Annotated in this window: 12 protein-coding genes; 6 read left to right on the top strand and 6 right to left on the bottom strand. The window is 57.3% G+C overall.

Going from position 1 to position 13368, the window contains the following annotated elements; translation table 11 throughout:
- Positions 1-206: 206 nt before the first annotated feature.
- The 5 genes from yidD (at position 207) to JYK05_RS08715 (ending at position 5995) form a co-directional block, all read left to right on the top strand.
- On the top strand, positions 207-689 hold the full coding sequence (yidD, locus tag JYK05_RS26630; protein ID WP_206466675.1) for a membrane protein insertion efficiency factor YidD: 483 nt from the start codon (positions 207-209) through the stop codon (positions 687-689).
- Positions 690-1278: 589 nt separating this feature from the next.
- Positions 1279-1905: a tyrosine-type recombinase/integrase gene (locus tag JYK05_RS08730; protein WP_206466674.1), complete on the top strand. Its 627-nt coding sequence runs from the start codon at positions 1279-1281 to the stop codon at positions 1903-1905.
- Positions 1906-2655: 750 nt separating this feature from the next.
- The gene (locus tag JYK05_RS08725) at positions 2656-4218 is read left to right on the top strand and encodes a recombinase family protein (protein WP_206466673.1); all 1563 of its coding nucleotides are present in this window, start codon (positions 2656-2658) and stop codon (positions 4216-4218) included.
- A complete protein-coding gene (locus JYK05_RS08720; protein WP_206466672.1) occupies positions 4215-5114 on the top strand; it encodes a ParB/RepB/Spo0J family partition protein in 900 nt (299 codons plus the stop codon). Before JYK05_RS08725 ends, JYK05_RS08720 begins: the two co-directional genes overlap by 4 nt.
- Complete coding sequence (locus tag JYK05_RS08715; protein WP_206466671.1) at positions 5111-5995, top strand: plasmid partitioning protein RepB C-terminal domain-containing protein; 885 nt, start codon at positions 5111-5113, stop codon at positions 5993-5995. The genes JYK05_RS08720 and JYK05_RS08715 overlap by 4 nt, the downstream gene beginning before the upstream one ends.
- Before the next feature lie 1336 nt (positions 5996-7331).
- Here the strand turns inward: JYK05_RS08715 and JYK05_RS08710 are convergent.
- The 6 genes from JYK05_RS08710 to JYK05_RS08685 all read right to left on the bottom strand — a co-directional run bounded on the left by JYK05_RS08710 (position 7332) and on the right by JYK05_RS08685 (position 12215).
- On the bottom strand, positions 7332-8087 hold the full coding sequence (locus JYK05_RS08710; protein WP_206466670.1) for a hypothetical protein: 756 nt from the start codon (positions 8085-8087) through the stop codon (positions 7332-7334).
- Positions 8087-9124, bottom strand: coding sequence for a hypothetical protein (locus JYK05_RS08705; protein WP_206466669.1), 1038 nt, complete (start codon positions 9122-9124; stop codon positions 8087-8089). Before JYK05_RS08705 ends, JYK05_RS08710 begins: the two co-directional genes overlap by 1 nt.
- Positions 9125-9526, bottom strand: a complete 402-nt coding sequence (locus JYK05_RS08700) for a hypothetical protein (RefSeq protein WP_206466668.1) — start codon at positions 9524-9526, stop codon at positions 9125-9127.
- Positions 9527-9736 (bottom strand): DNA-binding protein, encoded by a 210-nt coding sequence (locus JYK05_RS08695; RefSeq protein ID WP_206466667.1) that lies wholly within the window; start codon positions 9734-9736, stop codon positions 9527-9529.
- Positions 9737-9857: 121 nt separating this feature from the next.
- Positions 9858-10709 (bottom strand): hypothetical protein, encoded by an 852-nt coding sequence (locus tag JYK05_RS08690; RefSeq protein WP_206466666.1) that lies wholly within the window; start codon positions 10707-10709, stop codon positions 9858-9860.
- Between the two features lie 135 nt (positions 10710-10844).
- Positions 10845-12215, bottom strand: coding sequence for an integrase family protein (locus JYK05_RS08685; protein ID WP_206466665.1), 1371 nt, complete (start codon positions 12213-12215; stop codon positions 10845-10847).
- A gap of 615 nt (positions 12216-12830) precedes the next feature.
- Here JYK05_RS08685 and JYK05_RS08680 point away from each other — a divergent pair.
- Positions 12831-13196: a DUF805 domain-containing protein gene (locus JYK05_RS08680; RefSeq protein WP_206466664.1), complete on the top strand. Its 366-nt coding sequence runs from the start codon at positions 12831-12833 to the stop codon at positions 13194-13196.
- Positions 13197-13368: the final 172 nt, after the last annotated feature.

Raw genomic sequence — 13368 nt, 5'->3', positions numbered from 1 at the left:
GCGATCTTCAGCGACTGCGACAACCGGCAAGTTTCTACCATTCACCTGCGCATTGCCGCGTTGGTCTCTAGGGGCTAGCGGTCCAAGTCCAGGACCAGCCGGTTGAGCCGACGACCAGCGCTCAAGCAAAGTCGCTTCGCAATAGAAAGGCGGCCGGACGGGTATGCGATCTGCTCTTTGCCCCACAACGCTTCCAGGGAAGGCCCATGCTGACCTCAGTGTTTTTGAAAGGTATTCGCCTCTACCAGCGCTACGTTTCTCCTCGCAAGGGCTTCGCATGTGCGTACCGCATCCACACCGGTGGACAGAGTTGTTCGAACTTTGGCTTTCGGGCGATTGAACGGCACGGGCTGACGCGGGGCCTTAAGCTCCTCCGGCGGCGCCTTGATCTCTGTGCGTGGCATCACTATCGAGAGCGCAACGCCGGACTCACAGGTCGCCCGGCCGTTGTACGCCAAGCTGGATTCGTCTACCTAGGTAGCGATGATGGCTGCGCGCCTGGCTGTTCGCTTGGCGAATGCGGCTTCGCCGAGAACTGTGCATGTGACGTCTGCGAGATCGGTGCGTGTTGGATCGCGCTCAGTACATGCTCCGGCGGAGCCTGCGGAGGCGGTCGCCAGCGCGAAGCTTGGCGGCGAGATGCACGCGCCCAGCGCCGCAGCCGCTACGGTCCAGGTCGGCATTGGTAATTCGACAGCCGTTCAACTGAAGACTGCCGAGAGTCGCTAACGGCGGATCAGCCGGCAAGGGCGTGGGGCGGCTCGCGGCCACAAGCGGGCGTTCACTCTCACGGTCACGTCGACGTCCCTGCGGCCGTTCGACTTCAACCATGGCCGTTCGGACGCCTATCCCCCAGATCGATGGTTCGGCCGGAGTGATATCCAGCCGGGCTCGAGCTGACGATCAAGTGTTGCTGGACGGCGGAACGAGGATAGACACTCAGGTCTGGCTTGCCGAGCCGCTCGCATCCTTGTGAACCAGGTCGCACGCCGTCAAGCGGCGAATTTCCGCATGTCGCCGTTCTTAGCTTCTTGCTGCGGCAATCTTTCAGGGCGACTTAGAATTATTTAATTAAGTCGGTGCACGAACGTTCGAAAGAAGTCGGGTGCAGGCAGATTTTTCATCAAGATTCCGCACGGCGTCGGACGACAAGGTTGGAAGGCAGCCGATGTGGCTGATCGCATGCCGAGACGACTACAGAAAGAAAGTCGCGTGGATCCGATAAGACCAATCCGTAAGAGCAAAATGCGATCTCCTCTCGACAGAAGGGAGATCGTCATGGAACCGCTGAAGGGCAATGAATTGCAGAGCGTGCCCTGGAACAAGGGTCGTCTTACCGGACAGAAGTCACCGTTGAAGCTCTCGGAAATCTGGGCTATACGCACAAGACTGCAACTGGCGGCCAACGTTCGCGAGCTAGCAATGTTCAACTTGGCAATAGATAGCAAGCTTCGAGCATGCGATCTAATGCGGTTGCAAGTTCGCGACATATGCATGGGAAGCCGCGTGGTAAGTCGGGCGACGTTCATGCAAAAAAAGACACAACGGCCCGTGCAGTTTGAGATCACTGAACGAACTCGGGCTAGCGTCTTGGACTGGATCACAGCGAAGGGATTGAAACCTGCCGACTATCTGTTTTCGAGTCGCGTTAATGACTCGCCGCATCTCTCCACCCGGCAATACGCCAGGATCGTGCATAAATGGGTCGCTTCTATTGGACTCGATGACGCCGCGTATGGAACGCACACGATGCGACGCACGAAAGCGTCGCTGATCTATCGCCGCACGAAGAACCTTCGCGCTGTACAGCTGTTGCTAGGTCATACGAAGCTTGAAAGTACCGTTCGCTATCTCGGTGTTGAGGTTGATGACGCACTGGATATGGCGGAGCAGACGGAAGTCTGATGACTCAGATTAGCCGTAGCCGACTGCCTCTGGACGCAGGCAGTCTCGTCAGCGTATGCGGCGGCTACAGATGAGCCGGGACTTACGCCTTCTCTTGGATTCACGCATGCCCGACTACGGCAAGGGTGATCGCTGGTGTCAAACCGAACTTGGAGAATATATGAATGCCATCCGACAGTGCGAGAACTGCAGAAGACGATTCAGGGTCCGGCCACAATCTCCCAACCAGCGGTTTTGCTCTCGGGATGAATGCCAGCGTGCTCGGCGAATGCTTTGGCAAAGAGAGCGACTGCGGTCGGACCTCGATTATAGAGAGAATCAACTTCGAGCCAGTGCTGACTGGCGAGCTAGAAACCCTGAATACTGGAAGGCGTATCGCGAGAAGCATCCGGATTATGTCGAACAAAACCGTGAGAAACAGAGGAATCGAGCGTCACGCAAGCGTACCGTTGCAAATATGGATGTCAGGGATGACCGAGATGCTTTGAGATCAGGAACTTACATCTTGACTGCCGTCGCGGCGTCATTGCATGTAAAGATGAATGCGTGGATTGTGCATCTATCAGTGCTGGGCAACGTTGAGTGTAGTCTCGCCGAAGCGTTGTAATTAGATGACTCGTGCAGGCTGACTCCATGCGCTGCTACTCTTTGTCTGACGAGAATCGCTCTGCTCGGCTGGGCGACATCCTGTGCCGTGCCACGTATTAGTTGCGCGGTAAGTTATGAGCCGAATACGTACCGGTAGCGAGAATGTCTGGTGAGCTTGAGTCAACAACATGCAGCACCGGCTCCGCGATCAGGGCTGCTGAATATGTACGCATGTCTACCGAACATCAGCAGTATTCGGCAGAAAATCAGCGTACCAAGATTCGGGAGTATGCGGACCGGCATCGGATCGCCGTAGTCGCGACTTACGCTGACGAGGGGAAGAGCGGCCTTCGACTTGATGGTCGCGCAGCACTACAGCGGCTGATACGCGACGTCGAATCAAAAAGCACAGACTTCGAACTTATCTTGGTCTACGACGTTAGCCGCTGGGGACGGTTCCAGGACGCCGATGAAAGCGCCTACTACGAGTACGTTTGCAGACGCGCTGGAATCAACGTTGTGTACTGCGCTGAGCAGTTCGAGAACGACGGGTCCCCTGTCTCGACGATCGTCAAAGGCGTGAAGCGCGCGATGGCGGGAGAGTACAGCCGGGAACTTTCTACCAAAGTTTTCGCAGGTCAATGCAGACTAATCGAGCTTGGCTTCCGCCAGGGAGGTCCGGCGGGTTTCGGGCTGAGGAGGGTGCTTCTTGATCAAACCGGCCTTATCAAAGCAGAACTTGGACGAGGGGAGCGGAAAAGCATACAAACTGACCGGGTCATCCTTATGCCCGGACCGGAGAGCGAGACTACGATTGTCCGACTCATCTATCAATGGTTCATAGAAGAGTCCTTGTCGGAGGCTCAGATCGCAGCCAGGCTGAACTCCATGAACGTCCGAACGGACCTTGACCGTCTTTGGAGCCGAGCGACGGTACACGAGGTTCTAACAAACGAAAAGTACATTGGCAATAATATCTACAACAGGGTCTCATTTAAGCTCAGAAAGCTTCGCGTCACGAACCCTCCTGACATGTGGATAAGGAGGGACGCTGCATTCAAACCAGTCTTGCCCGCAGATGTGTTCTATATTGCGCAAGGGATCATGCGAGCCCGCGCGCATAGGTATTCTGACGAGGAATTGTTGGACCGCCTTAGGCACCTCTATCGAACACGTGGCTTCCTATCTGGCTTCATTATCGATGAAACGGAAGGAATGCCATCTTCGTCTGTCTACTCGTACCGATTCGGTAGCTTGGTGAGAGCCTATCATGCTGTCGGCTTCACCCCGGACCGGGATTATCAATACGTTGAGATAAATCGGCTCCTTCGCAGAATCCATCCGGAGATTGTCAATGACACGGAAAGGCTTATCGCCAAAGTCGGAGGGGAGACCCTAAGGGATCCCGCCACGGATGTCTTACGGGTCAATCGGGAGTTCACGGTTTCCATTGTTCTGGCCCGCTGCCAGCACGTCGGCTTCACAAGGCGGAGGTGGAAGGTTCGGTTCGATGCGAGCTTGCTTCCAGACATAACCGTCGCGGTAAGAATGAAGGACGGAAACGAGTCTGCCCATGACTATTATCTACTCCCGCGCTTAGACTTTGGTCAACGGGACATTCAGCTGGCCGAGAGGAACTCTGTCGAACTGGAAACGTATCGCTTCGACACACTGGACTATCTCTATCGCATGGCTGAACGTACTCGTCTTCGGAGAGTCGCATGAACTTACGTTCCAGTCCGCTTGTCATTCGAACCATCCCGATAGATCGGATAGAGATATTGAACCACCGTGAGCGCAACAGCCGGATTTTCGAGGAGATTGTTGGAAACATACAGACGATCGGACTGAAGAAGCCAATTGTTGTAGCCCCTAGAACCCACTCGGACGGCACGGAACACTTCATACTCATCTGTGGCGAGGGGCGTTTAACCGCTTTTACCTCGCTGGGCGAGCGCGAAATTCCAGCGCTAGTCGTCGATGTAGATGATGAAGATGCTCTCATCATGAGTCTGGCCGAAAACATTGCACGTCGCCAGTACCGACCGCTTGAGCTTTTATTTGGGATTCGCCAGTTGGCAGACAAAGGTTACGCTGCTAAGGCAATATCAGATAAGACTGGGCTCGCAACGTCATACGTCCAGGGAATCATGACACTCTTGAAGCATGGTGAGGAACGACTGCTCGTTTCGGTTGAAAGCGGGGCGATCCCGTTGAATGCTGCACTTTCTATTGTCCGTGCTGGTGACGACGACAAGGCGGTTCAAACCGCTCTCCAAGAGGCTTACGAAAGCGGTCAACTGCGAGGGCGACAGTTAGTGCGTGCGCGGCATGTGATCGAGAAGCGGCAACTGCTGGGCCGTGGAATCGTTCACAAGCCACCTGGGAAACGTTCGACGCTTACTGCAAGTGGGCTTATAAGGACGTACCAGAATGAAGCTAAGCGCCAAAAGGTCCTTGTTCGAAAGGCGGACTTCACGCAACAGCGGCTTCTCTTTATCGTAGGAGCGCTGCGTCAGCTGTTTGCAGACGAAAATTTCGTGAATCTTCTTCGCGCCGAAGCAATCAGCTCACTTCCAAAATACATCGCTGACCGCGTTTGGCCAGGGAGTTCAGCATGAGCCGCGTACAACTTGGATTCATCCCGGAGCCAATTAGTGTCCCGCTGGAGTCTATCTTGCCGTCAAGACAGCCAACAGCCGGGCTAGCGAATTCGCGGAAGTTCAAACAGATTGTTTCGTCGATCCAGGAAGTTGGCCTTATCGAGCCGCTTTCTGTGATGCCGGAGGACAAGGGCCTTGGTGGTTTTGTTCTCCTAGATGGACACTTGCGCCTAATCGCCTTGCGGACCCTGCGAATTTCGCACGCAGCGTGTCTCGTCTCTACCGATGACGAAGGATACACCTACAACAACAGGGTGAATCGCCTCTCCGCGCTACAAGAGCACTACATGATCCGTCGAGCGATGGAGCGGGGCGCCTCCCCGGAGCGCTTGGCCAAGGCGCTGGGCGTCAACCTTTCACATATCATCAGCAAAGCCACGCTGTTAGACGGGATCTGTCCCGAGGCGATTGAACTGCTCAAGGATCAGCAGTTCTCCCCTAGCTTATCGCGCGTGCTCCGCCGGATGAAGCCGACGCGACAGGTCGAATGCATCGAACTTATGTTGGCAGCCAACAATATCACTGCTGCATATGCGGAGGCGTTATTGGCCGCAACCCCTTCGGATCGGCTCGTTGAAGGAAAACGACGCCCCCGGCGCATCGTAGTAAGCCAGGAACAGATTGCGCGGATGGAACGTGAGATGGGCAATCTGCAGAACAGGTATAAGCTTGCTGAGCAAAGCTTCGGACAAGACGTTTTGAACCTAGTCTTGGCAAGAGGATATCTGGCGAAGTTGCTCGAGAATGAGGAAATTATGCGGTACCTCCTAGCTCATCACCCCGATCTTGTGAAAGAATTCGAACTAATCCTCGAGTCGGTGTCGTTGGAACAAGCTTGACATAGATCATCGCGGACCGTCATCGTATAACATCTCCTCACAGCGCTTCCAGAACTCGCTCACAACTGCACTCTCACGGTTCAGAGCTAGCTCATCGGTGAACAGGTCTTGAACCATGGGGCAGGAGCGCCCGTGCTTAATATGGTCTCGGCAGATCCTAAGCGCAAGTTGGCCGAGTTGGACGCGCAGCATAAGGTCGAACCACGTCCTGTAGCGCGACTGCCACACATGAGTGGTCTCCACTAAATGAACCAACGACCAAGATCGAGTTAGTTCGTGAGACACCAGCGACGCGCAAACCAGGTAGCACATGCAGTGCACCCGCGCATCGTCGTTTTGACCTTGGGAGTTCCACCGTGCATACAATTTTCAGGTAACGTTCGACAGAACGAGAACAGCTGTCGTAATCGATGGCATCACGGGGCACAGGACAACGTATCTTGGCCTCACTAGACGCACAGGTTTGAAATTCAACGTTTCGGCGCGTGTCCTTTCGACTCGCTTTCTTGTCCGGTCTCCGCCTGAAAGCAGCCTTTGCAGGCAATGGCGTCGAAACGTCTCTTATGGGTCGGGCTCGGCCTTCCTTACGGGCGATGCGGGGATGCGGGATCGTAAAATCGCGTCGACTACCATGGGCTCATGCATACATGTACATGGGGTGAATCAGGGTGAATCAGAGTCATAACGGACTGTAATCGGCATCCCGTCCATGACGTCGTTCCTGAATGGGGAACGTCTCAATGAACCATTGAATTGGTATAAGCAGCTTCGCTTGCGGCGCTCAAGCCGTTTATGGATCAGCTGGCACGAGAGGGGAACGGGTTAGAGAAGTCGGGGAATGGGGCGGCGGCGCCAGGATGTCGAACTTAAGCGCGCTTGATGCGACTGACCGGACCACTTCCTCAGTCGCGCCGCCAGTTCAAGTGTATGACATCGGAGGGAGTTCCGCACGGCCTCTCGCGCGTGCGCATACATGGAGCATGTCGCTTCCAGTCTGCGCCTCCATCATCGCGGCTTAGCCGATTTTTGGATCGGCTTCTGGCGCCGAAGCACTACAGGAGCAGCACATAGTTATTCTCCCTTGAAGACTTCACGAGAGTCAGCACTTGAGAATGGCAATGTCATACAGTCGTGCGTGTCGAATATGTTGTGCATTTTTGGACCTATCCCAGAAGTTCTGTGACTCAGTAGCTGGTTATAAAAAGTTATCAGGGTGGTCAGATGAAATCCCGAGCGCCTGGACGTGCTAAAGGCACTGGGTTGGCTTACGACGCGTTCGTCGCTACTACCCCCTTGCCTGATTTGATCCAGGCCAATCAGCGCTATATCTGAGCGGCTATCGCACCGTTGCGAGCGCCGCCTGACGTTCGTCCGTCAGCTTTTGCGCGCGGGCCTTAGCTGCAAGCGTTGCTTCGCGCTCGCGTTGCGTTCGCGCCGCCGCCGCGCGGGCAATCTTTTCGCTGGTGCTTGGCAGAGAAGCGACAAGCTCGCGGAGACGGGCGCGGCCCTGCTCGGCTACCTCTGGACGGGCATCGCCTTCCGGCGCGGCAAGAGCAGGCACGAGGGCGCGTGCGTCGGCAATGCAGATGCGACCGGCGCGGACGCCCTCCATCACAACGGCCTCGCGCATGCCAACGTCGCGACCGAGAGAGGCGAACCACTTCGGTCGACGATGATCGGCATGCGCAATATGGATCAGACGCCCGTACGCTTCGCGGAAAGCCATCCGTGCGCCGATCTCGTCGCCGCCGTCTAGCACAGGGCGCGCAATCGATAACGCCTCGATGATTTCCGGAAGCGTGATGCACGATTCGCGCTCGTCCGCGCCGCGCAGCGCGATTGCCCATGCCTCATCCGTGCCAGGATATCCGTCCGACTGTTTTGGCAGGCGAGAAATAACGTCGCTCGGGGTCGGGGCGAAACGGCTTTCCGCCAAGTGCTGCGACAAAGCAATGCGCACTTGCTCGAGCGAGAACGGGGAGAGCAGCGTCCACCATATGCGCAGCGCCTCCTGCGACGGGAGCGGCTTATTTTCCACTTCGAATGCCGCACGAAGCGCCGCTGCGAAATTTTTCTTTTCGAATTCCTGCATCAGACGGTTTCCATATCGATAGTGAGCGGTTCATCGTCCGACGCCGGGTGCTCGCCAAGGAACGCGGCGATGGTGGCTTCGTTGCGGTCGGCAATTTGGGTGCTCCGTCCGTTTGCGCGCGGCGGGTTCGCATCGTAGGCGACGAACGAATCGATTTTCGAAGCGTCGCGAAGACTCAGGTCGAGCCCGTTGTAGACCGCGCCCCGGTCGTTTTGCCCCATGTGCCACGCTGAACGGCTGCATCCGCGTATTGCAGTGCGGAGTTCATCCGAGCTGTAGCCCATGTCGAGCGCACGCTTGATGAGCTTGCGGCGCTTGTCGTCAAGCTTCGAGCGCGGCGAGCGCATCGTCTGCTGCCAGTAGGCAAAGACTTCCTCGACGTCACTCGTGCGTGGCGTGGTGTTGTCGGGTTCATCCGGAACGACCACTTCTTGGCGCGATTCGTCCCGATTCTTCGAATGTGCTTCCGCTGACTCGCAAACAGCGGCCAGCCCGCTAGGGATGGCGACGGAGTTTTGTTCCTGTTCCTGTTCCTGTTCCTGTTCCTGTTCCTGTTCTTGGCTTGCAGGGGGCTTCGAAGGGGCTTCGAAGGAGCTTGGCTTCTGAGCGACGCCCGGCCGTCGCTTCGTCATGTGAAACGACGCGCGATACTTGTCGAAGAAGCCTGCCAGATAAGGGTTTTCAGGAAGGGCGTTGTACTCGTTCTGAACGCCTGCGCAGCGCTTATCGGTGGCGGCAAGGGTCGGTGCAATCTGGTATGCCGCCATCTCCATGACCCAAACCATCTCCGAGGCTTCATCGTATTGGCAAAACCCTGCTTCGATGCAGCTTCGAAGGCCCTTCAAAGCCCCTTCGAAAGGCAAACCGGTATCGTGCGAGATGTAGGTCACCGGTGCGTAGTAGAGGCCGATCATGTTCGCGTGGGGCGAACTCAGCAGATACAGGCCGACAACCTGAGCCTCAGCACCTGCTTTGCGCAACTTCTTGCCCGTGCCGCCGATCCAAAATTGAGGGCTTACCTTGGCGTAGTCGCGCATTCATTCACTCCGTTCCGCAGGCGCAGTCGACGGGCGCTCGCGCTGTGCCACAGAGTTGAAGTGGCGCAGCCAAGCGCGAACGGCGCGGCGGTCACGCTCGGTGAAGAAATAGATGCCGCGCTTAATCGGCTTGCCGTCACGATCCACTGCGGATCCCATGACGCACGGAATCCGGAGGCCCTTGCGGCGGAGCTCGTGTACCAAGTCGGGACCATTCGAGCACCCGGCTACGCGGTCAAGTTGTTCCCGCGTCAGGCTGGGGCGTGCGAGCAAACCCTGAATGACACGAAGTTGACGAGGACTCGTGACACCCTCAAAGTCGGATATGCCGGTATCATTGCTGAGGTTCAATGCGGTTCCGAAGAAGTCCGGCGTTGCTTGGTCGCGGTCGGACTTCTTCATTTACTGCGCTCCCGCCAATTGTTCCAGGGCATCGGCGGGCCACATCAAACGGCCATTCGGCATCTTCACCGGGCGCAGGCAGAAATACGCGCCGGTCTGGCAATAGCGCTTGCGAATGGATTGCGGCCGCAGCGTCAACTGCGCAGCCAGTTCTTCGGTCGAGAGAAGCGAGCGATTCGTTGCAATCGCCCGCAGTTGGGTAGTCGTCATGTCGGTATCACCTTTGCCGTGTGAGCGGCGTTGATTTGCAGGTGATACGGATTCTTTGGCGCGGCCTCGATTTCTCCAATGCAAACGGGCACCAGTGGGCGCCAGCGGGCGCAACAGGGTGTCAACGGGCGCTCGGGTTCATCCTCTTACGCAGCGCATCCTTCGTAAGGAATTTCACCTTATTGCCGGAGTCGTACTTGATGCCTTCTCCTTCAACTTGACCCATAAGCGGTGTAGGGGGCCTCTCAAGGGCGGCTAGGAGTAAAAGTTCGGCCCATACGGAGTGGTAGTTATCCGGTTCTTCGGCGTTACTTCGCGCCTTTCTAATAACGTGGTCCAGCGGGTAATTTCTGGTTGGCGTCTTATGCGTCCGCGTTCGAAATGAGTAAGCTTGAAACGCTGCCTGTGGCGGCGCGCTGTCGATCTCGGGGTTCGGACCTGAGATGGCCGCTTCGACTACCTGGTCGCGCGCCGCCGCCTCGACTTCCGAACTAACGAATCCAGCAAGCACTTGTTGCGCGTCTAAACCGCCCGGAAAGATCGGGTCATAGATCAATTCTCTGTCGCCGTACTCTTCATATATGAGAATGACCCGGCTTAGGTCTTCGGCGAAGTTAGCCTCGAACTGGCGTCTCCAGACGAACACGCCTTCAGGCAGGAGGAGAACCGCATTCTTCTTCCACTCGACGTATCCCTGTTCGTCGTTCTTATATCTCGCCTTCAATTCGGCTTTGAGGCTCAGCAGCTCGTCAAAAGCGTGTTTCCACTCTTTGGAAAACACCTCCACAACCTTGCCGTCTCTGATGCGGAAAGTGGAAACCTTGCGCATCTGGAAATGGTAGTCCTCGCCACAACGCCGTCCGAACACCTCAGCAACCGCATCGGGGGAGAACAGCCAGCCAGTCACCAGCGGAATTGCCCGAACCGGCAGCGCTTCTTCCCCATTGATTGAAACAACAACCTTGCGCCTCATAGACCGCACACCTTCATGCATAAACCTTCAAATCGGAGCCCCTGCCGGGCCGGTGAAGGTGCCCGGCCGTTCCGCCCGTCGGCGTAGGCAGGAGCAAACTATCGCGGCCGCGCACGCTGCGCGCCGCCGTATCGGCTAACCCACTGCGCGCATATTCGATTGGTCGGCTGCGCTGGAGTCAAACGAGATGCCCGCCTGCTCAAGCATCCATGCTTCGATTTTGTCGTGCCACATGCGAAGCAGATCCAGCGGGCGACGGCGGTAATGCTTTTCCGCTAGCGCGCTCGGCTTGTGGCCTTGAATCTGCGCTACCACGCCCACCGGGCACTCTACCCACTCCGCGAGCGTGCCGAACGAGCGGCGCAGTCCATGCAGGCTAATATGCGGCAAGCCGGCTGCAATCTGCGCCTTATTGTGTGCGATGCGCGGCTCGGCCAGCTTGCCATCGGCGGCGCGGGCGCTGGAGAAAACCCAATCCGAGCGCTTCCACGGCTTGCCTTCGGCCTCTAGCCGCACCAGCGTCCGCACATTCGGCGGCGTATCGTTCAACCGCTTCAATTCGAGCAGCAGGCTCCGCATGTAGGGGGTCATAGGAACTAAGCGGCCCGCGTCCTTTTCGATCTTGTCATCGAGATGAATGCTGCGCCACTGGAAATCCACGTCATCCCATCGAAGCCCTGCGAGCTCCTCTCGGCGCGCGCCGCTCAATAGGAGGACCTGCAGGTAGATGGAGATTACCGGGTTGCCGATACGGCGCACCGCGGCGAACCACGCCGCAAGTTGCTCACGCTGAAGACAGTCGGCTTTCGCTTTGGGGCGGGGTACAGCGTCGCGCACCGTGCGCGCAGTGTATGCGCCGTCAGGGACGAGCCCACGATAGTCCGGGCGTTCGTCGCACCATCGGATGAACGCGCGCAGTTTGCGATACGACTGCTCGGCATTCGTGGGGCGGCTCTGCGCCTCTTCATGCAGCCACTCGGCCACGCGCTCGGCCTCGAGGTCGGAAAGTTTGAATCGCATGAGCGGGGCGAGTGGTCCTGCGACAGTCAATCCGGAGCCGCGACGCCGCTCCTCGCCGCCCGCATGCGCAAGTCGGATATGGTCGTCATAGTGGCGCTCGCTCCACTTCGATTTATGAGCGGCCAGATAGGCTTCCCAAGCCTCGCGCACGTTGGCGTCCTTGCGGCGCGCTTCAAGCCGGCGGGCGGCGGTGGCGGCAAGCTGCTCCGCCTTTTCCTCGCGCGGGTCTTTCCCTTTGTCGGCTAGTCGTTTTAACCGTCGCGCCTCATCTCGGGCAGCGTCGATGCCCCAATCTTTTGGCGCACCTATCGAAACGCGGATGGTCGCGCCGCCTAGCTTGCCCTGCCACACATAAGTGCGGGCTCCGGCCGTCGTCGCGCGTAAGCCGAGGCCGGTGGCACCGGTGTCCCATATGAACGCCTGCGACTTGCCGTCGGGGCAGCTATGCCCGCCAACACGCGCCGCCGTGAAATTTACCTTTGCCATTGCGCCCCTCATCGGTTGCCGGGTTACACGACGTTCCATGTAACCCCCATGTAACCGCATTATGGCAAGGCGACTCACCGCAAATCAACGGCCTAATGTAACCGAATGCCGCCAAACCAACGCTGCATAAGGCTTTTGCGGGATTAGAGAAATTTCGATCAACGTTGGTAAATTGCTACTTGCTCGGCCTTCTAAGCCGTAGGTCACACGTTCGAATCGTGTAGGGCGGGCCAATTCCTACCGTTCCGCTGGACGTCTTAAACGCCGCTTTTGCGGCGTTTATGCTTTGTGCGCATGCAACTGTGCCGAACGGCGAGCGCGTGCCGCTTCTCGCGCTTCCGCGCTCCTCCCTGCGCTATGCAATCTATCGGCGTCGCAGTCGTGCCTTCCGCTCAGTTTCGACCATCATCGAAGAATGTAACGTTTTGGACAGCTTATTGACCCGAGCGCGTCCAGATTCCACAATGCGCGCCCGCGGCCATCGTTGCGTGAGTGCCGCGCATCAACCCCCGCCCACTGCTGGACGTAACGCTTCATACGGCGGCCTCGCGTGTGGACGCCGCGCGAAGCAAAGCTTGCGGTAGTTCTCCAACAACAATATTCGATACAAACAGAATGACGTTCTGGTTGAAGAGGCGGCTCACGCCTGACGGTCGCGCAACACGCAAGGAATACGCGATCACAACATGCATCTTCGCGTTCATCGCCGTTGCGATAAAGGTTACCCATATAGGCGAACTGATCGGCGATGACCTCATGCCGACTCTTCTCCTCATCGCCTTCATAGTGCTTCTATTCTGGACAGAAAGCGCAGTGCTGGTGCGCCGCTTACATGATGTCGGCTTGAGCGGATGGTGGTGGTTTCTGCTGACCGTTCCCTTCGCCGGGAACGTGTGCATCATCCTGCTGTTCTTTGTCGGGCCAGACAAGTTCAGCAGAAGCGCCCGATACCCCAATCCCAGAAAACCAAAATCGCTGTAGGTGTCCAGGCTCGCGCGATTCATAGAAAGCTTCGCGCCGCTGCGCCTTCCTATGGAAAGTCGGCCAGTGCGGCTGCGCGATGGCTATGCGTCGCGCAGGCTTGCCCCAAGCATCAAGCGAATGCGCTGCGAGCGTTCCTAACGTCATAGCAATCCCTCACCAAACTGGCCCA

This window comes from Caballeronia sp. M1242, assembly GCF_017220215.1.
In the GTDB taxonomy this organism is placed as follows: Bacteria; Pseudomonadota; Gammaproteobacteria; order Burkholderiales; family Burkholderiaceae; genus Caballeronia.
This window is presented reverse-complemented; position numbering and strand designations above follow the sequence as displayed.

Bases quoted from the DNA above. Each gene is read 5' to 3' on its own strand.
- JYK05_RS08695 (WP_206466667.1), bottom strand. From the start codon at position 9,736: ATGACGACTACCCAACTGCGGGCGATTGCAACGAATCGCTCGCTTCTC.
- JYK05_RS08725 (WP_206466673.1), top strand. From the start codon at position 2,656: ATGTCTGGTGAGCTTGAGTCAACAACATGCAGCACCGGCTCCGCGATC.
- yidD (WP_206466675.1), top strand. From the start codon at position 207: ATGCTGACCTCAGTGTTTTTGAAAGGTATTCGCCTCTACCAGCGCTAC.
- JYK05_RS08685 (WP_206466665.1), bottom strand. From the start codon at position 12,215: ATGGCAAAGGTAAATTTCACGGCGGCGCGTGTTGGCGGGCATAGCTGC.
- JYK05_RS08705 (WP_206466669.1), bottom strand. From the start codon at position 9,124: ATGCGCGACTACGCCAAGGTAAGCCCTCAATTTTGGATCGGCGGCACG.
- JYK05_RS08690 (WP_206466666.1), bottom strand. From the start codon at position 10,709: ATGAGGCGCAAGGTTGTTGTTTCAATCAATGGGGAAGAAGCGCTGCCG.
- JYK05_RS08730 (WP_206466674.1), top strand. From the start codon at position 1,279: ATGGAACCGCTGAAGGGCAATGAATTGCAGAGCGTGCCCTGGAACAAG.
- JYK05_RS08710 (WP_206466670.1), bottom strand. From the start codon at position 8,087: ATGCAGGAATTCGAAAAGAAAAATTTCGCAGCGGCGCTTCGTGCGGCA.
- JYK05_RS08720 (WP_206466672.1), top strand. From the start codon at position 4,215: ATGAACTTACGTTCCAGTCCGCTTGTCATTCGAACCATCCCGATAGAT.
- JYK05_RS08700 (WP_206466668.1), bottom strand. From the start codon at position 9,526: ATGAAGAAGTCCGACCGCGACCAAGCAACGCCGGACTTCTTCGGAACC.
- JYK05_RS08680 (WP_206466664.1), top strand. From the start codon at position 12,831: ATGACGTTCTGGTTGAAGAGGCGGCTCACGCCTGACGGTCGCGCAACA.
- JYK05_RS08715 (WP_206466671.1), top strand. From the start codon at position 5,111: ATGAGCCGCGTACAACTTGGATTCATCCCGGAGCCAATTAGTGTCCCG.